The organism is Staphylococcus sp. 510, from assembly GCF_057219715.1.
In genome coordinates this window covers 1-20,558 of sequence record NZ_JBXVVK010000005.1, presented here as the reverse complement: position 1 = coordinate 20,558, position 20,558 = coordinate 1, and the positions used below count along the sequence as shown (strand labels likewise).

General features: G+C 33.0%; 20 protein-coding genes, 1 other RNA gene and 1 pseudogene. 19 read left to right on the top strand and 3 right to left on the bottom strand.

Annotated elements, in window-relative coordinates:
• The first annotated feature begins 311 nt into the window (after window positions 1–311).
• The 12 genes from AC2D8K_RS04820 (at window position 312) to ssrA (ending at window position 12,812) form a co-directional block, all read left to right on the top strand.
• Window positions 312–1,325 carry a sugar-binding transcriptional regulator gene (locus tag AC2D8K_RS04820; RefSeq protein ID WP_002450899.1) on the top strand — a complete coding sequence of 338 codons (1,014 nt, stop codon included), beginning with the start codon at window positions 312–314 and terminating at the stop codon, window positions 1,323–1,325.
• A gap of 52 nt (window positions 1,326–1,377) precedes the next feature.
• Complete coding sequence (gene gap / locus AC2D8K_RS04815; RefSeq protein ID WP_002450898.1) at window positions 1,378–2,385, top strand: type I glyceraldehyde-3-phosphate dehydrogenase; 1,008 nt, start codon at window positions 1,378–1,380, stop codon at window positions 2,383–2,385.
• Between the two features lie 134 nt (window positions 2,386–2,519).
• Window positions 2,520–3,710 carry a phosphoglycerate kinase gene (locus tag AC2D8K_RS04810; RefSeq protein ID WP_002450897.1) on the top strand — a complete coding sequence of 397 codons (1,191 nt, stop codon included), beginning with the start codon at window positions 2,520–2,522 and terminating at the stop codon, window positions 3,708–3,710.
• Between the two features lie 102 nt (window positions 3,711–3,812).
• Complete coding sequence (tpiA, locus tag AC2D8K_RS04805) at window positions 3,813–4,574, top strand: triose-phosphate isomerase (protein ID WP_002450896.1); 762 nt, start codon at window positions 3,813–3,815, stop codon at window positions 4,572–4,574.
• Between the two features lie 2 nt (window positions 4,575–4,576).
• On the top strand, window positions 4,577–6,094 hold the full coding sequence (gene gpmI / locus AC2D8K_RS04800; RefSeq protein ID WP_002450895.1) for a 2,3-bisphosphoglycerate-independent phosphoglycerate mutase: 1,518 nt from the start codon (window positions 4,577–4,579) through the stop codon (window positions 6,092–6,094).
• A 141-nt stretch (window positions 6,095–6,235) separates the two neighbouring features.
• Window positions 6,236–7,540, top strand: coding sequence for a surface-displayed alpha-enolase (gene eno / locus AC2D8K_RS04795; protein WP_002450894.1), 1,305 nt, complete (start codon window positions 6,236–6,238; stop codon window positions 7,538–7,540).
• Between the two features lie 211 nt (window positions 7,541–7,751).
• Complete coding sequence (locus AC2D8K_RS04790) at window positions 7,752–8,210, top strand: hypothetical protein (protein ID WP_002450893.1); 459 nt, start codon at window positions 7,752–7,754, stop codon at window positions 8,208–8,210.
• A gap of 68 nt (window positions 8,211–8,278) precedes the next feature.
• Complete coding sequence (gene secG, locus AC2D8K_RS04785; RefSeq protein ID WP_002450892.1) at window positions 8,279–8,512, top strand: preprotein translocase subunit SecG; 234 nt, start codon at window positions 8,279–8,281, stop codon at window positions 8,510–8,512.
• Between the two features lie 134 nt (window positions 8,513–8,646).
• Window positions 8,647–9,387: an alpha/beta hydrolase gene (locus AC2D8K_RS04780; RefSeq protein ID WP_002450891.1), complete on the top strand. Its 741-nt coding sequence runs from the start codon at window positions 8,647–8,649 to the stop codon at window positions 9,385–9,387.
• Between the two features lie 33 nt (window positions 9,388–9,420).
• A complete protein-coding gene (gene rnr / locus AC2D8K_RS04775) occupies window positions 9,421–11,796 on the top strand; it encodes a ribonuclease R (protein WP_002450890.1) in 2,376 nt (791 codons plus the stop codon).
• A gap of 21 nt (window positions 11,797–11,817) precedes the next feature.
• Window positions 11,818–12,282: an SsrA-binding protein SmpB gene (gene smpB / locus AC2D8K_RS04770; protein WP_002450889.1), complete on the top strand. Its 465-nt coding sequence runs from the start codon at window positions 11,818–11,820 to the stop codon at window positions 12,280–12,282.
• Between the two features lie 168 nt (window positions 12,283–12,450).
• Window positions 12,451–12,812, top strand: a transfer-messenger RNA (tmRNA) gene (gene ssrA / locus AC2D8K_RS04765).
• An 80-nt stretch (window positions 12,813–12,892) separates the two neighbouring features.
• On the opposite strand, the gene AC2D8K_RS04760 is transcribed toward ssrA, so the two are convergent.
• Complete coding sequence (locus AC2D8K_RS04760; RefSeq protein ID WP_002450888.1) at window positions 12,893–13,246, bottom strand: hypothetical protein; 354 nt, start codon at window positions 13,244–13,246, stop codon at window positions 12,893–12,895.
• 243 nt (window positions 13,247–13,489) lie between these two features.
• Between AC2D8K_RS04760 and AC2D8K_RS04755 the strand changes: the two genes are divergently transcribed.
• From AC2D8K_RS04755 to AC2D8K_RS04735, 5 genes and pseudogenes are all read left to right on the top strand, one after another.
• Entirely contained in the window at window positions 13,490–13,678 is a 189-nt protein-coding gene (locus tag AC2D8K_RS04755) for a hypothetical protein (RefSeq protein WP_484698127.1), read from the top strand.
• Window positions 13,679–13,748: 70 nt separating this feature from the next.
• Entirely contained in the window at window positions 13,749–14,006 is a 258-nt protein-coding gene (locus AC2D8K_RS04750; RefSeq protein ID WP_002450886.1) for a hypothetical protein, read from the top strand.
• Window positions 14,007–14,030: 24 nt separating this feature from the next.
• Window positions 14,031–14,218, top strand: a pseudogene (locus tag AC2D8K_RS04745) (hypothetical protein).
• A 470-nt stretch (window positions 14,219–14,688) separates the two neighbouring features.
• Window positions 14,689–15,261, top strand: coding sequence for a TetR/AcrR family transcriptional regulator (locus tag AC2D8K_RS04740; RefSeq protein WP_484698125.1), 573 nt, complete (start codon window positions 14,689–14,691; stop codon window positions 15,259–15,261).
• A gap of 152 nt (window positions 15,262–15,413) precedes the next feature.
• Window positions 15,414–16,298: an aldo/keto reductase family protein gene (locus AC2D8K_RS04735; RefSeq protein ID WP_002450883.1), complete on the top strand. Its 885-nt coding sequence runs from the start codon at window positions 15,414–15,416 to the stop codon at window positions 16,296–16,298.
• A gap of 458 nt (window positions 16,299–16,756) precedes the next feature.
• On the opposite strand, the gene AC2D8K_RS04730 is transcribed toward AC2D8K_RS04735, so the two are convergent.
• Window positions 16,757–17,260: a hypothetical protein gene (locus tag AC2D8K_RS04730; protein WP_002450881.1), complete on the bottom strand. Its 504-nt coding sequence runs from the start codon at window positions 17,258–17,260 to the stop codon at window positions 16,757–16,759.
• A gap of 198 nt (window positions 17,261–17,458) precedes the next feature.
• Window positions 17,459–18,460 (bottom strand): DUF4352 domain-containing protein, encoded by a 1,002-nt coding sequence (locus tag AC2D8K_RS04725; protein WP_002450880.1) that lies wholly within the window; start codon window positions 18,458–18,460, stop codon window positions 17,459–17,461.
• Window positions 18,461–18,909: 449 nt separating this feature from the next.
• Between AC2D8K_RS04725 and AC2D8K_RS04720 the strand changes: the two genes are divergently transcribed.
• Both AC2D8K_RS04720 and AC2D8K_RS04715 read left to right on the top strand, forming a co-directional pair.
• On the top strand, window positions 18,910–19,854 hold the full coding sequence (locus tag AC2D8K_RS04720) for a cation diffusion facilitator family transporter (protein ID WP_002450878.1): 945 nt from the start codon (window positions 18,910–18,912) through the stop codon (window positions 19,852–19,854).
• A gap of 62 nt (window positions 19,855–19,916) precedes the next feature.
• The gene (locus AC2D8K_RS04715; RefSeq protein ID WP_002450877.1) at window positions 19,917–20,282 is read left to right on the top strand and encodes a hypothetical protein; all 366 of its coding nucleotides are present in this window, start codon (window positions 19,917–19,919) and stop codon (window positions 20,280–20,282) included.
• The last annotated feature ends 276 nt before the right edge of the window (window positions 20,283–20,558 follow it).

Genomic DNA, 20,558 nt, shown 5'->3' with positions numbered 1-20,558 from the left:
AAAGGGTAATATTATCAATGTGTAGCACAATATTTATCAACTGAGTCGTGTGCAACTAAAAGTTGATAAAAAGCTTAAAATACCTTGAATAAGTGATTGAATTCACGTAACTGTACCTAAAGTAAATGAAATCGCTTTACACAATATTTGGAAAATTTTGAGCGGATTTACTTGCATTTTAATTCGCATAATAGTACTATTGCAATTGTAAAGAGGTTAGATTTTGTCCCACGTGGGACTTCAAACGTCAATCCTCTATGATTCAAGCAATATTGACTCATCCTTTAGAAACATACAAGGAGGAAAGAGTAGTGAAAGATTTGATCGAAATTCAACAGCAACTTATTCCAGATTTGGTCGAAAAGATGTATCGTCGTTTTTCAATCTTAGCTACTATTTCTCAAAATGAGCCAGTTGGACGACGTAGTTTAAGTGAACATATGGATTTGACGGAAAGAGTTCTACGTTCTGAAACAGATTTGTTAAAAAAACAAGAACTAATCAAAGTTAAATCAACAGGAATGGAAATCACTGAAAAGGGTAAAGAGGTAATCAATCAATTAAATGATTACTTTAATCATTATTCAGATGATCATAAAATGGCTAATGCCATTAAAGAGAAGTACAACATAAAAGAAGTTCATGTTGTCCCTGGTGATTCAGACGAGAAACAATCAGTTAAAAGAGAAATGGGCAGACAGGCTGGACAGTTATTAGAAAGTAGTTTATACGAAGACGCAATTGTGTCAGTAACTGGTGGTTCAACAATGGCTTATGTAAGTGAATCTATTCATTTATTACCATTTAATGTGTTCTTCGTACCTGCTCGTGGTGGACTTGGTGAAAATATGGTATATCAAGCCAATACAATTGCATCAAGTATGGCACAACAAGCAGGTGGTTATTACACAACATTATATGTACCTGATAACGTAAGTGAGTCTACATATAATACATTAATGTTAGAACCTTCAGTCAGTCATACATTGGATAAAATTAAACAAGCAAATGTAACGATACATGGTATTGGTGATGCGCTGAAGATGGCGCATCGACGACAGTCACATAAAGATGTGATTGATAAGCTTCAACATCACCAAGCCGTGGGTGAAGCATTTGGTTATTACTTTGATGCTCAAGGTCATATCGTCCACAAAGTAAAGACAATCGGATTACAATTAGAAGATCTTGAGTCCAAAGACTTTATCTATGCAGTAGCAGGCGGTCAATCTAAAGGTGAAGCAATTAAAGCTTACTTATCAATTGCCCCTGACAATACAGTGTTAATCACTGATGAAGCTGCGGCGAAAGTAATATTAAATTAGGAATAAAAAGTTCAAAGCTTTTTAAATATCATTATTAAAGGAGGCCATTATAATGGCAGTAAAAGTAGCAATTAATGGTTTTGGTAGAATTGGTCGTTTAGCATTTAGAAGAATTCAAGACGTAGAAGGTTTAGAAGTAGTTGCAGTAAACGACTTAACTGATGACGATATGTTAGCACACTTATTAAAATATGACACTATGCAAGGTCGCTTCACTGGTGAAGTAGAAGTTATCGACGGTGGATTCCGCGTTAACGGTAAAGAAGTTAAATCATTCGATGAACCAGATGCAAGCAAATTACCTTGGAAAGACTTAGATATCGACGTAGTATTAGAATGTACTGGTTTCTATACTGACAAAGATAAAGCACAAGCTCACGTTGATGCAGGTGCTAAAAAAGTATTAATCTCAGCTCCAGCAACTGGTGACTTAAAAACAATCGTTTACAACACTAACCACGATGAATTAGATGGTTCTGAAACAGTAGTATCAGGTGCATCATGTACTACTAACTCATTAGCTCCAGTAGCTAAAGTGTTAAGTGATGAGTTCGGTTTAGTTGAAGGTTTAATGACAACTATCCACGCATACACTGGTGACCAAAATACTCAAGATGCTCCACACAGAAAAGGCGACAAACGTCGTGCTCGTGCTGCAGCAGAAAACATCATCCCTAACTCAACTGGTGCTGCTAAAGCAATCGGTAAAGTAATTCCTGAAATCGACGGAAAATTAGACGGTGGTGCACAACGTGTTCCAGTTGCAACTGGTTCATTAACTGAATTAACAGTAGTATTAGAAAAAGACGTAACAGTTGAACAAGTTAACGAAGCAATGAAACAAGCTTCTGACGAATCATTCGGTTACACTGAAGACGAAATCGTATCTTCTGACGTAGTTGGTATGACTTACGGTTCATTATTCGATGCAACTCAAACTCGTGTAATGGCTGTTGGTGGTCGTCAATTAGTTAAAGTTGCTGCTTGGTACGACAATGAAATGTCATACACTGCTCAATTAGTACGTACTTTAAACAAATTAGCTGAGTTATCTAAATAATTAAAGCATAGTTAATTTAACTAGTGCTCTTAACTGTTAAATTTTATAATAAAGCTTATGAGTAAGCGGGGAGCACAAACGCTTCTCCGCTTATTTTTTAATATATATTTTCCTAATTAAAGGAGGAAATGAAAATGGCTAAAAAAATAGTTTCTGATTTAGAACTTAAAGACAAAACGGTATTAGTTCGTGCGGACTTCAACGTACCTTTAAAAGACGGTGAAATCACAAATGACAACCGTATTGTTCAAGCATTACCAACAATCAAATATATCATCGAACAAGGTGGTAAAGTTGTCTTATTCTCTCACTTAGGTAAAGTAAAAGAAGAAAGCGACAAAGAATCATTAACATTAAAACCTGTTGCAGATGACTTATCTAAAAAGTTAGATAAAGACGTAGTATTTGTACCTGAAACTCGTGGTGAAAAATTAGAATCTGCAATCAAAGATCTTAAAGCTGGCGATGTATTATTAGTACAAAATACACGTTTTGAAGATTTAGATGGTAAGAAAGAATCTAAAAATGACCCAGAATTAGGTAAATATTGGGCTTCATTAGGTGACGTATTTGTAAACGATGCATTCGGTACTGCTCACCGTGAACATGCCTCTAACGTAGGTATTTCTACTCATTTAGAAACTGCAGCTGGTTTCTTAATGGAAAAAGAAATTAAATTCATTGGTGGCGTAGTAAACGATCCACACAAACCAGTGGTAGCCATCCTTGGTGGTGCTAAAGTTTCTGATAAAATCGGCGTAATCAAAAACTTATTAAACATTGCTGATAAAATCCTTATCGGTGGAGGAATGGCTTATACATTCCTTAAAGCACAAGGTAAAGAAATTGGATTATCTTTATTAGAAGAAGACAAAATTGACTTTGCTAAAGAATTATTAGAAAGCAATGGAGACCAAATTGTATTACCTGTTGATGCTAAAGTAGCAAAAGAATTCTCAAATGATGCAGAAATCACTGAAGTATCAATTGATGATATTCCTAAAGACCAAGAAGCAATGGATGTTGGTCCTAAAACTGTTGAATTATTTAACAAAGAATTACAAGGTGCGCATACAGTAGTATGGAATGGACCTATGGGTGTATTCGAATTTAGTAACTTTGCTCAAGGTACTATCGGTGTATGTGAGTCAATCGCTAACTTAAAAGATGCCGTGACAATTATCGGTGGTGGTGATTCTGCAGCAGCAGCAATCTCACTAGGATTCGAAGATAACTTCACTCACATTTCTACTGGTGGCGGTGCATCATTAGAATACCTAGAAGGTAAAGAATTACCTGGTATTAAAGCAATCAACAATAAATAATATCTATAAAATGTTGTGTTTTTCTCAGGTATATTCGGGAAAACGAATGTTGAAAGATATATAGTATACCAATAAACATTAAAATATTAAGGAGTGTATTGAATGAGAACACCAATTATCGCAGGTAACTGGAAAATGAACAAAACAGTTCAAGAAGCTAAAGATTTCGTTAATGAATTATCAACATTACCTGATCCTAAAGAAGTTGAATCAGTAATTTGTGCACCAACAATTCAATTAGATGCATTAATCACAGCAGTTAAAGATGGTAAAGCTAAAGGCTTACAAATCGGTGCTCAAAATGCATATTTTGAAGATAATGGCGCTTTCACAGGAGAAACTTCTCCAGTAGCATTAGCTGATTTAGGCGTGAAATATGTTGTCATCGGACACTCTGAACGTCGTGACTTATTCCACGAAACAGACGAAGAAGTTAATAAAAAAGCGCACGCTATCTTCAATCACGGCATGACACCAATCATTTGTGTTGGTGAATCAGATGAAGAACGTGAAAGTGGAAAAGCTAATGAAGTTGTAGGTAACCAAGTTAAGAAAGCTGTTGAAGGTTTATCAAATGAGCAACTTAAACAAGTTGTGATTGCATATGAACCAATCTGGGCTATCGGTACTGGTAAATCATCTACATCTGAAGATGCTAATGAAATGTGTGCACATGTTCGTAAAACAATTGCAGACTTATCAAGCCAAGATGTAGCTGATGCAACTCGTATTCAATATGGTGGTAGTGTTAAACCTAACAACATCAAAGAATATATGGCTCAATCAGATATCGACGGCGCATTAGTAGGCGGCGCTTCATTAAAAGTAGAAGATTTTGAACAATTGTTAGAAGGTGCAAAATAATTATGGCAAAAAAACCAACTGCCTTAATCATTTTAGATGGTTTTGCAAATCGTGAAAGTGAACACGGTAACGCTGTAAAATTAGCAAACAAACCTAATTTTGATCGTTACTACAATAAATATCCAACTACTCAAATAGAGGCAAGTGGATTAGATGTTGGTCTTCCTGAAGGCCAAATGGGTAACTCTGAAGTAGGACACATGAATATTGGTGCTGGACGTATTGTTTATCAAAGTTTAACTCGTATTAACAAATCAATCGAAGACGGAGATTTCTTCGAAAATGATGTGTTAAATAACGCAGTAAAACATGTGAAAGACAACAATTCAGCATTACATGTATTCGGTTTACTATCAGATGGCGGTGTTCACAGTCATTATAAACACTTATTTGCGATTTTAGAATTAGCTAAAAAGCAAGGTGTTGAGAAAGTATATGTACATGCATTTTTAGATGGACGTGACGTTGATCAAAAATCTGCAATTAAATATATCGAAGAAACAGAAGCTAAATTCAAAGAATTAGGTGTAGGCCAATTCGCTTCAGTATCTGGACGTTATTATGCAATGGACCGTGATAAACGTTGGGATCGTGAAGAAAAAGCTTACAACGCAATTCGTAATTTTGAAGGTCCTACATTCGCTACTGCTAAAGAAGGTGTAGAAGCGAACTATGCTAAAGATTTAACAGATGAGTTTGTTGAACCATTTATCGTTGAAGGACAAAATGATGGCGTTAATGACGGAGATGCAGTTATTTTCTATAACTTCCGTCCAGACAGAGCTGCACAATTATCAGAAGTATTCACTAATAAAGCATTTGAAGGTTTCAAAGTAGAACGAGTTAACGACTTATTCTACGCTACATTTACAAAATACAACGATGACGTTGATGCTGAAGTTGTATTTGAAAAAGTAGATCTTAAAAATACAATTGGTGAAGTTGCTCAAGATAATAATCTTACACAATTACGTATTGCTGAGACAGAAAAATTCCCTCATGTTACTTACTTCATGAGTGGTGGTCGTAATGCTGAATTTGAAGGTGAACGTAGACGTTTAATCGATTCACCTAAAGTTGCAACTTACGACTTAAAACCAGAAATGAGTGCATACGAAGTAAAAGATGCCTTATTAGAAGAATTAGACAAAGGCGACTTAGATTTAATCTTGTTAAACTTTGCTAATCCAGACATGGTAGGTCACAGTGGTATGTTAGAGCCAACAATCAAAGCTATCGAAGCTGTTGATGAATGTTTAGGTGAAGTTGTAGATAAAATTATCGACATGGGTGGTCATGCGATCATCACTGCAGACCATGGTAACTCTGACCAAGTCTTAACAGATGATGACCAACCAATGACTACACATACAACTAACCCAGTTCCAGTTATTGTTACAAAAGAAGGCGTAACTTTAAGAGAAACTGGTCGTTTAGGCGACTTAGCTCCAACATTATTAGATTTATTAAATGTTCAACAACCTGAAGATATGACAGGCGAATCTTTAATTAATCATTAATTTATAGAAAATATGTTTCAAATAAGGGATTAAGTTCCCTTGTTTGTTAACTTTTCGTTAACAACATGTATTATCATTTTATTAATTAAATAAATAAAGCTATAATAGCTTTAAATCATATATTTAAAGGAGAAATTAAACATGCCAATTATTACAGATGTTTACGCTCGCGAAGTCTTAGACTCACGTGGTAACCCAACAGTTGAGGTAGAAGTATTAACTGAAAGTGGCGCATTCGGCCGTGCATTAGTACCATCAGGTGCTTCTACAGGTGAACACGAAGCAGTAGAATTACGTGACGGTGACAAATCACGTTACTTAGGTAAAGGTGTTACTAAAGCTGTTGAAAACGTAAATGAAATCATCGCACCAGAAATCGTTGAAGGTGAATTCTCAGTATTAGATCAAGTATCTATCGACAAAATGATGATTCAATTAGACGGTACTTCAAATAAAGGTAAATTAGGTGCTAACGCTATTTTAGGTGTATCAATCGCCGTAGCTAGAGCAGCAGCTGACTTATTAGGTCAACCTTTATACAAATACTTAGGTGGATTTAACGGTAAACAATTACCAGTTCCAATGATGAACATCGTTAACGGTGGTTCTCACTCAGATGCACCAATCGCATTCCAAGAGTTCATGATTTTACCAGTAGGTGCTGAATCATTCAAAGAATCATTACGTTGGGGCGCTGAAATCTTCCATAACTTAAAATCAATTTTAAGTAAACGTGGATTAGAAACTGCAGTAGGTGACGAAGGTGGTTTCGCTCCTAAATTTGAAGGTACAGAAGATGCTGTAGAAACAATTATCCAAGCTATCGAAGCAGCTGGTTACAAACCAGGTGAAGAAGTATTCTTAGGATTTGACTGTGCTTCATCAGAATTCTACGAAAATGGTGTTTATGATTACACTAAATTCGAAGGTGAACATGGTGCTAAACGTAGTGCAGCTGAACAAGTTGACTACTTAGAACAATTAATCAACAAATACCCAATCATCACTATTGAAGATGGTATGGACGAAAACGACTGGGAAGGTTGGAAACAACTTACAGAACGTATCGGTGATAAAGTACAATTAGTTGGCGACGATTTATTCGTAACTAACACTGAAATCTTATCTAAAGGTATAGAACAAGGTATTGGTAACTCAATCTTAATCAAAGTTAACCAAATCGGTACTTTAACTGAAACATTCGATGCGATCGAAATGGCTCAAAAAGCTGGTTACACAGCAGTAGTTTCTCACCGTTCAGGTGAAACAGAAGATACAACAATTTCTGATATCGCTGTTGCTACAAACGCTGGTCAAATCAAAACTGGTTCATTATCAAGAACTGACCGTATCGCTAAATACAATCAATTATTACGTATTGAAGATGAATTATACGAAACTGCTAAATTTGATGGTATTAAATCATTCTACAATTTAGATAAATAAGTTTTGTTTTAACATTTAAATTATTGAGTTCACGCTAAAAGTCTAGGATGTGCATCCTAGAAACATAACCCGTTACAGAGTTGAGGCTGTAACGGGTTTTTAATATGTCATTGTAGTTGATCATTTATAAGTGCATCAATAAGTATGATTTAACTTATATATACAAACTGGTATAATAATGTAAGTATTCAATTGTAAAAGGAGAACGATAATGGCTGAAACAACAAAAAGAGAAGTCGTTACAGGTAATGTAATAGCTATCAGTTCACTTATATTTTTCATATTGTTAATCATTCATAATTTTATCGTGTTAGATGCTACAACAGTTAAAACATTGTTATCACTAGCAGGTCAAAAGACAACGACTAATTCAGTGAATCAAGTATTAAATAGTTTCAGATTTGACGGTGTCATGTATTTATTAGCATATTTATCAGGTGTCATTGCATATTGGAATCGCCATCCTTATTTATGGTGGTTTATGTTTGCAGTATATATTTCGAATGCTTTCTTTACACTCGTCAATTTATACATGGTTGTACAAGCGATACTAGATGTTAAAAGTGTGATCGCCATATTACCTATTTTAATTGTAGTGATTGGTTCACTTATTTTAGCAGCATATATGTTAGTCGTATCAATTAAGCGTAAAAGTACGTTCAATCGATAGAAGATTGATAAACAATACGAATATGTGTTATAATTCGATTCGTATATAATGAATGGAGGACAATTTTTATGCATACATTTTTCGTCGTATTATTAATTATAGATTGTATTGCATTAGTGACTGTTGTATTACTCCAAGAAGGAAAAAGTAATGGACTTTCAGGTGCTATCAGTGGCGGCGCAGAACAGTTATTTGGTAAACAAAAACAACGTGGCGTCGATTTATTCTTGCATAGATTAACAATAATTTTATCTGTAATATTCTTTTTACTTATGATTGGCATAAGTTATCTTGGTTTATAAGGTCCGACGATGTTCATGTCGGGCTTTTTTATTTATAATAAAGAGAAAATGAATGATAGAGATATTGAGTAATAAAGGGAAGTCGTTTGATATAAAAATGGTTTATGAATACTTTTGGAAGAGGGATGAACATCATGCAAATTAAACTACCTAAGCCTTTCTTTTTCGAAGAGGGCAAGCGTGCAGTATTGTTATTACATGGATTTACAGGTAATTCTTCGGATGTAAGACAATTAGGCCGTTTCTTACAGAAAAAGGGCTATACATCTTATGCGCCACAATATGAGGGCCATGCTGCACCACCTGAAGAGATATTAAAATCAAGTCCATACGTATGGTTTAAAGATGTCTTAGATGGCTATCAATATTTAGTTGATCAAGGATATGATGAAATCGCAGTTGCGGGATTATCATTAGGTGGCGTTTTTGCTTTAAAATTAAGCTTAAACAGAGATGTTAAGGGTATTATAACTATGTGCGCTCCTATGGATGATAAGTCATCGAGCACAATATACGACGGATTTTTAGAATATGCTAGAAATTTCAAGAAATATGAGGGTAAAGATCAAGCGACCATTGATCAAGAAATGGAACATTTCCATCCAACTGAAACACTTGAAGAATTAAGTGCTACAATGAAAGGCGTTAAAGATCAAGTAGATGAAGTGATGGACCCAATATTAGTTGTACAAGCAGAACAAGACAAAATGATTGATCCTCAATCAGCAAATTATATATATGAAACTGTAGATTCTGATGATAAAGATATTAAATGGTATGCGAACTCAGGACATGTAATTACAATCGATAAAGAAAAAGAACAAGTCTTTGAGGATATATACGCATTTTTAGAATCATTAGATTGGTCAGAATAAAAATAAACAAGATAATTAGAAAGGAGGGGCATAATGAATTTAAAACAATCCATCGAAGAAATGATTAAACAACCTGACTACGAACCCATGTCAGTATCAGATTTTCAAGATGCGTTAGGTTTAAATAGTGCCGACTCATTCAGAGATTTAATAAAGGTGCTTGTTGAACTAGAACAAACTGGTTTAATTGAACGTACGAAGACAGATAGATATCAACGAAAGCAATCTGGTAAGTCTAACTCGAAATTAGTAAGAGGAACGTTAAGTCAGAATAAAAAGGGATTTGCGTTCTTAAGATCAGAAGAAGAGGGTGTAGATGACATTTTCATCCCGCCCACAAAAATCAATAGAGCCTTAGATGGAGATACCGTCATCGTAGAAGTTCACAAAGGTAGAGGCGACTTTAAAGGCAAGACAGAAGGTGAAGTCAAATCCATCGAAAAACATTCTGTCACTCAAGTAGTAGGTACTTATAGTGAAGCGAAACATTTCGGGTTTGTCATTCCAGATGATAAACGTATTATGCAGGATATCTTTATTCCTAAGGGTCAAAGCTTAGGTGCAGTAGATGGGCATAAAGTATTAGTGCAAATCACTAAATATGCTGATGGAACAGATAACCCGGAAGGCCACATTTCAGCTATACTAGGCCATAAAAACGATCCTGGTGTAGATATTTTATCTATCATTTATCAACATGGTATTGAAATAGAATTCCCAGATAATGTACTTAAAGAAGCTGAAGATGTTCCTGATGAAATTGAGCCTTCTGAAATCGAAGGACGTCATGATTTAAGAGACGAATTAACCATTACAATTGATGGCGCAGATGCTAAAGACTTAGATGACGCCATTAGCGTTAAAAAATTAAAAAATGGTAATACGGAATTAACGGTAAGTATTGCAGATGTAAGTTATTATGTAACTGAAGATTCAGCTTTAGATAAAGAAGCTTATGACAGAGCTACAAGTGTGTACTTAGTAGACAGAGTTATTCCAATGATTCCACATAGATTAAGTAACGGTATTTGCTCATTAAATCCTGAAGTTGATCGTTTAACGTTAAGCTGTCGTATGGAAATCAATGCACGTGGTGAAGTAGTGAACCATGACATTTTTGATAGTGTCATCCATTCTAACTACAGAATGACTTATGATGCGGTTAACCAAATTATTACTGAACAAAATCCAGATGTGCGTCGTCAATATAGTGAAGTCACACCAATGCTTGACTTGGCACAAGATTTATCTAACCGTTTAGTAAATATGAGAAAACGTCGTGGTGAAATTGATTTCGACATTAACGAAGCGAAAGTGCTTGTTAATGAAGATGGTATCCCAACAGATGTACAAGTGCGTGAACGTGGTGAAGGTGAACGTTTAATTGAGTCATTCATGTTAGCGGCTAATGAAACCGTAGCTGAACACTTTAATAAACTAGAAGTACCATTTATCTATCGTGTCCACGAACAACCTAAATCAGAACGCTTGAGACAGTTCTTTGACTTTATTACGAACTTTGGCATTATGATTAAAGGGACAGGTGAAGATATTCATCCGACAACGCTTCAAAATATTCAAGAAGAAGTTGAAGGACGACCAGAACAAATGGTTATCTCAACCATGATGTTACGTTCAATGCAACAAGCGCATTATGATGATGTGAACTTAGGTCACTTTGGTCTATCTGCAGAATATTACACACATTTCACATCACCTATACGTCGTTACCCAGATTTAACGGTGCACCGTTTAATTCGTAAATACCTTATTGAACATTCAATGGATAAAAAGGAACAACATAAATGGGAAGATAAACTACCAGAACTTGCTGAACACACATCTCAACGGGAACGTCGTGCGATTGAAGCAGAACGTGATACAGATGAGTTGAAGAAAGCTGAATATATGATTCAACACATTGGTGACGAATTCGAAGGTATCATTAGTTCTGTAGCTAATTTTGGTATGTTCATTGAATTACCAAATACCATTGAAGGTATGGTTCATATTTCAAATATGACTGATGATTATTATCAATTTGATGAACGTCAAATGGCATTAATTGGTGAACGCCAAGCCAAAGTTTTCCGTATCGGTGATGCTGTCAAAGTCAAAGTGACACATGTCGATGTGGACGAACGCATGATTGACTTCCAAATCGTCGGAATGCCATTACCTAAGAATGATAGAAGCCAACGACCAGCACGTGGTAAGACCATTCAAGCAAAAACACGTGGTAAATCATTAGATAAATCAAAATCTGATGATAAAGGAAATGGCAAAAATAAGCGTAAACAACGTAAAGGTAAAAATGCACGCCAACAAGATAAAAAAGGCAACACGAAGCATAAACCATTCTATAAAGATAAAAGCGTTAAGAAAAAATCACGTAAAAAGAAAAAATAAGCAGCAAAGAGGTGAGACAGAATGGCTAAGAAAAAATCACCAGGCACATTAGCTGAAAACCGTAAAGCAAGACATGATTATAATATAGAAGATACGATTGAAGCGGGGATTGTGTTACAAGGTACAGAAATTAAATCTATACGTAGAGGTAGTGCCAATCTTAAAGATAGCTATGCCCAAGTAAAACGCGGTGAAATCTATTTAAATAATATGCATATAGCACCATATGAAGAAGGTAACCGATTTAACCATGATCCATTACGATCACGTAAATTGCTCCTTCATAAAAGAGAAATTTTTAAATTAGGTGACCGCACACGAGAAATTGGATATTCTATTATTCCGCTAAAATTGTACTTAAAGCATGGTCAATGCAAAGTATTATTAGGTATTGCTCGCGGTAAGAAAAAATATGACAAACGACAAGCTTTAAAAGAAAAAGCAGTCAAACGTGATATGGATCGCGCAGTAAAAGCCCGTTATTAAGCAATACTATTGCTTACACGGGCTACATTTGATATATTAATAAGTGCTTTGTTAGAAAAGCGGTCAAGTAAGAATATTATATGTTAGGTGACTTAGACATTGTTTATCAAGTTTGAGTGACAATGATATTAATGATATGTTCGATTTCTACAAAGTACATTTTATTACGGGGACGTTTATGGATTCGACAGGGGTCCCCAGAGCTTATTAAGCGTGTCGGAGGGTTGTCTCCGTCACTAACACACTCAGTTTATAATAACTGGCAAATCAAACAATAATTTCGCAGTAGCTGCGTAATAGCACTCTGCATCGCCTAACAGCATCTCCTATGTGCTGTTAACGCGATTCAACCTAAGTAGGATATGCTAAACACTGCCGTTTGAAATCTGTTTAGATGAAAACCAATCAAACTAGCATAATGTTGGTTGTTTATCACCTCTCATTATGCGAAACTTAATGATAAACTACACACGTAGAAAGATATGTATCAGGACCTCTGGACGCGGGTTCAAATCCCGCCGTCTCCATTATATAGCCTGCAACCCATGTGGTTGTGGGCTTTTTTGATTTGATTCACAAATAGTGTATTGCACCAATCAACTTCATTTAGTTATACGCGTATTTCATGATAAAGTTTCTCAGCGTATGGCAGTAGTTCGGGAATATAGTTACGTGCATAGCCTTCAATAAATCGTAATGTTTGAGAATCTGTAAGGTCATCATATTTTTCAATATACTGAATTAATATCTTTTTAAAATCATTTATTTCCATTTCTTCTGTATTTTTACTATGTGCTAATTTTAAGAATGCTATCAGTACTTTTTGATATTCTTCGAGTGTTATACCTAAATCCAAACATAAAAGGCTAATTGATTTTGTGTTGTAGGGATGATGACCTATGATTTCAGCTAGTTCTGAAATAGCTTGATATAGTAATGTAATATCATCTTTATTTTCGAACACGATTATTCACTCCTAAATATATAGTTTTATCTTGCAATTGGACTATATTTTCAGTTTAGAGTAATTCATACAGAGTTGTTGTGGATTTCTTAAGTGTCCAATTCTAATACATAAGTGTTAAAAAGGGATCATTTATATTAGTAATTATGAAATATTAAAAGCATCATTCAATAATTTGACTTCATCACTTTAATGACGAAATAACTAAAGTTTGTTAATGTTTTAATAAAAGAAGGTGCTAATATGGCAAAGTATTTTACTTCAATTAAATTAGGTTTGTACCTATTATTATTAATCATATTGCAACCAATTATTTTTCATTTATTAAATCTGAACCAATCTAAAATTTTTAGTGGAATAGGACATTTGATTTTTATGTTGATTGGTATTTTATTAATTTATATTAATGCTCAATTTAATAAAAATAATTGAATTCGTAGAGCATTGAGCTAAATAATTCATTATTATGACTTTGTTATAACGCTTATTAAAGGATGATTAGATGCTACCTCATATATTAATGTGGACTGTTACCATATTAGGAATGATATATATTGTTTATAATTTTATATTAGCTAAATCCATAATTAATATTTTCTTTGCTATTTTATTTCAATCAATTTTGTTATTCTTAATTCGTTTCTTTTGGTTAGATCATTCATTTGGCGATGCATTTATACATTCGTTTGACTTGCTTACGATTATTGTGGTTGTGGTATATGTTATATATCAATTAATGGGTGATTCATCTGAAGATTAATACTATGTATAAGAGGGGGATTTTATAAAAGATTCATTATTTTGGAAAAAATCTTTTATTACTGTTTATTTCATATCATAGTCGCGCTATTATCATTTATTCTGTTTAAATTTTATATCAAGACGGATAATATGGCTATTTATTTGATGGTTTTCTATTTATTTTGTTTAGGAATAGCGTCTATTATTATTAACGCCAAGCAAAATAGGTGAGCTCTTATATTGTTTATTGAATGTAATATCACATCATAATATGAAGGATGATTATTATTAGTATATATGTGGCAATAATTTTAGGATTATTATTTATATTAATATATGCAACGTTTTGGACATTTTTATATCAATTAAATTATAAGCGTATGAATAGGGGACAGAGTTTGAATAAAACGCAAATTAAAATTAATATGTTTGGACATGGTGCAATTGCATTAGTATTAGTGGTAATAGCAATATATTTATCATATTTAAAATAGAACTTATATTATTATTGAAAAGTTACCTTCAATGGTAGCTTTTTTATTGTTTTGTAGAAAAATTTTATGAAAACACATAGATAGACATATTTTAAAATCTGCAAAAGGATAGACGAATTCAACAATATGGTGCTTGTATTACTATATGGTAGACGGTATCATACAAATAGATATCAGACGATTATAAAAAGGAAAGTACTTGAATAAATGAAATACGATACAAATAAAAAGATGACTAAGTTTGCAGAACGAACATTAAAAGAATTTGCTAAAATACTCTTTTGGACATTGAAAACTAAACCATTGGAGAAAATTACTATTAATGAGTTGTGTGAGAAAGCCAACTATCCAAGAGCAACCTTTTATAATTATTTTGATGATATTAATGATCTTTTAAATTATTGTTGGCAAAGAATAGCTAGTGATATGGTCGTTGACAATTATGATTCACTTACGCCAGAAAAAAGACCTTATATACTATTTGAGCGTTGTTACGACTATTTAAATGGATACAGAGATAATATTGAAAAAATTATGACACATAATACTAATGATGGCCGATTTGCTGAATCGTTAAGAAAATATATTAGGCAACAGATTTATACTATTCTAGTAACTTGTCCACCTTCTAAAAAGTATCAATTATCATATGATCAGATGTCAGAACATTATGCCAACACCATTCATATGATTTTGGACAGGAGTTTTATTCGCAAAAATCAGATGGATAAAGAAGAGGCAATGGAGGCACTACGTTATTTAATAGGTGGGATACAGTAGTTATAAATCAGTTGTTTGGTGAAATGAAGAATACCATTTAGTTGAAAAATTAGTGACAGATTCTTTCTCTCTATCAATGCGACATTGAAATATAGCATTAATACAAAGAAAATACAGAAATGAAACGAGACAAATCAAGGAGGAAGATATTTATGGTATTACAAGAAAAATATACACTAAACAACCAATTAGAAGTGCCAAAAATTGCTTTTGGAACATGGCAAATTTCTAATGAAAATGTGATATTAGCAGTGAAAGAGGCACTTGAAATAGGCTATCGTCATATTGATACTGCTATTCATTATGAAAATGAAGAAGGTGTAGGTAAGGCAATTCGTGAATCTAGTATTCCAAGAGAAGATATTTTTGTCACTACAAAGATTCCGCCAGAGGTAAAAACCTATGAAGGCGCTAAAGCTTGTATTGAGAATTCTATTGAAAGATTGGATATTGGAGTAATTGATCAAGTATTAATTCATTCGCCGAAACCTTGGAGAGAACTTCTTGTAGGTAGTCCTAAGCCATATTTTGATGAAAATCTTGCAGTATGGAAAGCAATGGAAGAAGCGGTAGAAGAAGGTAAGATTCGTTCTATTGGTGTTTCTAACTTTGAAATAGCAGACTTAGAAAATATTCTGAAGAACGGGAAGATTAAACCTGCAGTTAATCAAGTTGAAGTACATATTGGACTTACACCTAGGGATATTATGGAATACTGTGAAAAGCATGATATTTTGATTATGGCTTATTCACCTAATGCCACAGGCAAACTGATAAACGATCCGGTTGTTAAACGCGTTGCTGATAAATATGGTGTATCTGTACCACAATTATCTATTCGATATGACTTGCAAATTGGTGTTTTACCACTTCCAAGAAGTACCAATCCTGTTCATATGAAAGAAAATGCAAATCTTGATTTTGTTATCTTAGAGGAAGATATGATTACTTTAAGTAAGGTGAAAGAAAGACATAATTTGTGGTGGCGTCGGGTAAGTAAAGTAATAAGAAATATTCGAAGCTTTGGTAAAAAGTAAAAAATAAGGTGTCCTTTGAAAATGAAAGGACACCTTATTTAATATTGCATAATGTTATGTAATTTCGTTTTAAATTAGAATAGGATTGTTTTATGTTACATTACTATTATTTCGTGGTAAATATAATTAAAAGCCTATGGAGGTCATATATATGGATTTGATAGGTAAAATAATAGCTTTTATCATGATAACGGTTTCTAATTTGTTAGGATCTAGCGATTTATTCAGAGATATAAAAAGCGGTTTAAAATCATTAAAGGATTAAAGATTTATTGATAAAAAATAGAATTAGAGTGTACGACTCAACCTGCAATGCTTAGAATTGTGGGTTATTTTTATACTATTATTTATATTTTAGAAAAATTAAAAATCCTGCTCCTAACATGTTAGGAAAGCGGGATTTGAATCATAGTTTCAATATTATATAGTTAGTTCGGATTACTATGTTTTAACTATAGTTAATTTGAAGCGGGCATTGTGTTCTGACCACTAGATTGTGATTGTTGTGTATTCTGTCCAGTGGATTGTTGCGGTTGTTGAGATTGCGATTGTTGTTGATTTTGGCCATTAGATTGTTGTGGTTGCTGCGATTGTGATTGTTGTTGATTTTGACCATTAGACTGTTGGGATTGACTTCCTTGTTGTGCATTTTGCCCGTTATTTTGAGTAGGTGTCTGTTTATTTTGCTTAGGCTTGCTTTGAGATGAAGATTGCTTTTTAGTTTTATCTTTCTTTTTATCCTTATCTTTTTTTGAATCTTTCTTTTCTTCGTCGTAATCTTTGATATTATCTTTCTTAGGGTCATTAGATCGCTTATTTTTAGAGTTTTCTTTGTCTTTTTTTGAGTCATTTGATTTTTTATGTTCAGTTTTTTTATGTTCATCTTTTTGTTCAGAATCTTGGTTGCCACAAGCGCCTAAAATTAAACAACTTGATAATAAAATAAAAAAGGGTTTCTTCATGTCTCAATATCCTTCATTTATATTATTTGGCTACAATGTGTTAATAACATTGTGGTGTCATTCTAACGTATAGCGATATCAAATTTAAAGTGATATCATATCAGGGCAATATTTCAAAATATAAAAATGCCACTCCGAAAATGAGTGGCATTGATTTGGTACGTATTTATCTTTTAATGTGATCACGATGTTAATATTTTATTCTGACTCTGAACTACTGTCACTAGGTGCACTTGAAGGCGCGCTATTTGATGTAACGTCATTAGATGATTTTGGTGTGTTTTCACTATTTGGTATAGCTGATTTTGACTCTTGAGGTTCACTTTCTTTCGGTGCTGAAGATGATGAATCTTCTTTAGATGGTGTTGCTTTGGACGAACTACTACTAGCGTCTTGATGACTGCCAGTGTTTGATGAAGGTGATGCAGATGATGAAGTTGAATTACCGGTATTACTTGATGAAGTGTCATCCGCTGAACCTGATGTGGCAGATGAATCACTTTCGTTGTTATTAGTATCATCATCTTTGTTATCTTTTGTAGATGTTTTAGCATCAGACAGATCTACAGTTATACTTTTAGCACTGAATAAGCTAGATGTGATTTCTAGTTTTTTATCTTTAGTATTAGCAACTTTTTCAGAAACATCGAAGACAACTTTTCCTTCAGCAGTACTGTCAGGATTAATTTGTTCTAAGAAAAATGAATTAGTGATACTTCCGTCATCACTTTGGTTAGCAGATACTGAACCAGTGGCATCTGCTTCAAATGATTTATCTCCAGATTTTAATTTAAACATTTGACTATCGATTGTTAATGCTTTGTCTCCCTTATTCTTAATTGAAACATCTGCGACAACAAATGTATCTTTCGCATTAGTAGGTGCAATTGAAGGTCCAACAGCTTTAGTATTTTCAATTGATTTAACTTTAACTTCTAAATCACCGTTTTTAATGGTATCACCGATTTTATAATTTTTTGTACCGGTAGCATGATGTTTGAATCCACCATTCATACCAAAGGTTAATGCAACAATGCCAATAATAATTAAAATAAAGAAAACGAGACAACCTACACCAACCCAAATCCATGGTTTCTTAGATTTAGGTTTTGCATACTTTTGCTTTTCCTGTTGTCTTTGAAACTCTTGGAATTGTTCCCATTGTTTTCTTTGCTGTTCTTCATTATAGTTTTCTTTCATTAAACATATCTCCTTTATTTGTTATTTACATATATATTAATAATACTGTTATGACAGGGTTTTTAGTAATCACTTTTAGTTATAATGATTGATAACTTAAAATACTTTTTATCAATTTTAAAATGACAATAGATTGTATAGATACTAATTTGTTATATAAGACAATTTTATCTGATATATAAATAGAAACTATAAAGTTATTCGTGTAATTTTGAATTGATATAGAACAATTGGTACTATAAAGTTGAAAGAATGAAATAAATAATTTTAATGAGTTGCATTCTAACAAAAGGAGAATTGATATGACCTTTTTCATTATCTTCTTCCCAGTATTTGTGTTTATCATACTCAACATCTTTAGCCAAAATAAGAAGGGAAATAATAAAGATTAAAAATATAACTTAAGAAACTGTATATGATTGATGTGTTTCTAACAAAGGAGACTATCTATGAATAATCAAACAAAATATTTTCATCATGTTGAACATCGTAAATTTCAAAATAGTTCTAAGACAACATTATGGTTATCTTTAATTATCACGCTCTTTTTTACAATAGTAGAATTTGTAGGAGGGATCGTATCTAATTCGCTTGCATTGTTATCAGATTCATTTCATATGTTGAGTGATGTGCTTGCTTTAGCACTTTCCATGGTAGCAATATATTTTGCAAGTAAAGCACCTACTAAGAATTATACTTACGGTTTTATGAGATTAGAAATTATAGTGGCCTTTTTAAATGGTTTGGCTCTTATAGTAATTTCACTAGGTATTATGTATGAAGGGATTATGAGAATTATTCATCCAAGACCTGTAGAAAGTGGTCTTATGGTTGTCATAGCTATTTTAGGGTTAGTCGTTAATGTTGTTTTGACATTGATTTTAGTAGCGTCTTTAAGAAAAGAAGATAATATTAATATACAAAGCGCATTATGGCACTTTTTTGGTGATTTATTAAACTCTGTAGGTGTCATTGTAGCAGTAGTACTCATTTATTTAACGGGATGGAATATGATTGACCCGATTATTAGTATTATTATTTCATTAATTATATTTAATGGTGGATTTAAAATTATTAAAAATGCATGGAAAGTATTAATGGAACGTGTGCCTGACGGTTTCAACACAGATATCATTATTGAAGATATGAGATCAGTAGAAGGTGTCATTGATGTTCATGAATTCCATTTATGGAGCATTACAACCAATCATAGTTCTTTAAGTGCGCATGTTGTACTTAGTGATGAATATATTAAGTCTCCTTATGAAACAATAAATAAAGTTTCTAAATTACTTAAAGATAAATATGGATTAAGACATGTCACATTGCAAATAGAGAATATCCATCTCAATCATTTAGATGAAGCATATTTTAAACAATACGAAGAAGCATAGATATTAAAAATCTTTGCTCAGAATTATAAAAACATGACAATAAATGAGTAGGTGGAAATCTAATGGATAAAAATAAAGAGTTCCGCTTTTTAAAAGGAAATATGACAAGTCTTTATATGAAACTTACGAATCTATATGAAATCTTACTTAAAAATTCGTCGTGCAATGTCAATGATGAAAAAATGATTTTATTGAATGAGGTGGATCATTTATTAGTCAATCTCAGTTTTTATTGTCATATTCATGATGATTATATTAATTTAAATATTGAATTTATTGCTCCTATGAGAACGTTTTATTTATTAGCTAGGGAATGCTTAATTAGTGAAAATGTAAATATGGATGATATTCACCCATATGTATATGAAATGGAATCAGTATATGACCAAGGTATTAATATATTAAACGAAATGTTCAATGCAAAGTAATCAAATCCTCTCTTTGTATTAGAAGAAATCTTACTTAGAAACTATTTTGCATATAAAATAAATCACATTTATAAATTCTAAGTATTAGATTAATTTAAAGCTGATTTTAATACAAATAGCAGTTCACAATTTTTGAAAATAAAATAAATTTAAAAGAATTTACTAAAAAGGCTTTACTTTTCTCAAAATAAGCGTATAGTTGTAATTAAGTAATCAAGTACGTGAAGTTAATTGAGAGTTATTTATAAGAATACACTCCTTTTGATTCAATGAAAT

What these genes read in the sequence shown, in the direction of transcription:
- tpiA (WP_002450896.1), top strand. Translation starts at nt 3,813, where the DNA reads ATGAGAACACCAATTATCGCAGGTAACTGGAAAATGAACAAAACAGTT.
- AC2D8K_RS04715 (WP_002450877.1), top strand. Translation starts at nt 19,917, where the DNA reads ATGGATAAAAATAAAGAGTTCCGCTTTTTAAAAGGAAATATGACAAGT.
- AC2D8K_RS04755 (WP_484698127.1), top strand. Translation starts at nt 13,490, where the DNA reads ATGGCAAAGTATTTTACTTCAATTAAATTAGGTTTGTACCTATTATTA.
- smpB (WP_002450889.1), top strand. Translation starts at nt 11,818, where the DNA reads ATGGCTAAGAAAAAATCACCAGGCACATTAGCTGAAAACCGTAAAGCA.
- AC2D8K_RS04750 (WP_002450886.1), top strand. Translation starts at nt 13,749, where the DNA reads ATGCTACCTCATATATTAATGTGGACTGTTACCATATTAGGAATGATA.
- rnr (WP_002450890.1), top strand. Translation starts at nt 9,421, where the DNA reads ATGAATTTAAAACAATCCATCGAAGAAATGATTAAACAACCTGACTAC.
- AC2D8K_RS04740 (WP_484698125.1), top strand. Translation starts at nt 14,689, where the DNA reads ATGAAATACGATACAAATAAAAAGATGACTAAGTTTGCAGAACGAACA.
- AC2D8K_RS04730 (WP_002450881.1), bottom strand. Translation starts at nt 17,260, where the DNA reads ATGAAGAAACCCTTTTTTATTTTATTATCAAGTTGTTTAATTTTAGGC.
- gap (WP_002450898.1), top strand. Translation starts at nt 1,378, where the DNA reads ATGGCAGTAAAAGTAGCAATTAATGGTTTTGGTAGAATTGGTCGTTTA.
- AC2D8K_RS04720 (WP_002450878.1), top strand. Translation starts at nt 18,910, where the DNA reads ATGAATAATCAAACAAAATATTTTCATCATGTTGAACATCGTAAATTT.
- AC2D8K_RS04790 (WP_002450893.1), top strand. Translation starts at nt 7,752, where the DNA reads ATGGCTGAAACAACAAAAAGAGAAGTCGTTACAGGTAATGTAATAGCT.
- AC2D8K_RS04780 (WP_002450891.1), top strand. Translation starts at nt 8,647, where the DNA reads ATGCAAATTAAACTACCTAAGCCTTTCTTTTTCGAAGAGGGCAAGCGT.
- eno (WP_002450894.1), top strand. Translation starts at nt 6,236, where the DNA reads ATGCCAATTATTACAGATGTTTACGCTCGCGAAGTCTTAGACTCACGT.
- AC2D8K_RS04735 (WP_002450883.1), top strand. Translation starts at nt 15,414, where the DNA reads ATGGTATTACAAGAAAAATATACACTAAACAACCAATTAGAAGTGCCA.
- AC2D8K_RS04725 (WP_002450880.1), bottom strand. Translation starts at nt 18,460, where the DNA reads ATGAAAGAAAACTATAATGAAGAACAGCAAAGAAAACAATGGGAACAA.
- secG (WP_002450892.1), top strand. Translation starts at nt 8,279, where the DNA reads ATGCATACATTTTTCGTCGTATTATTAATTATAGATTGTATTGCATTA.
- gpmI (WP_002450895.1), top strand. Translation starts at nt 4,577, where the DNA reads ATGGCAAAAAAACCAACTGCCTTAATCATTTTAGATGGTTTTGCAAAT.
- AC2D8K_RS04810 (WP_002450897.1), top strand. Translation starts at nt 2,520, where the DNA reads ATGGCTAAAAAAATAGTTTCTGATTTAGAACTTAAAGACAAAACGGTA.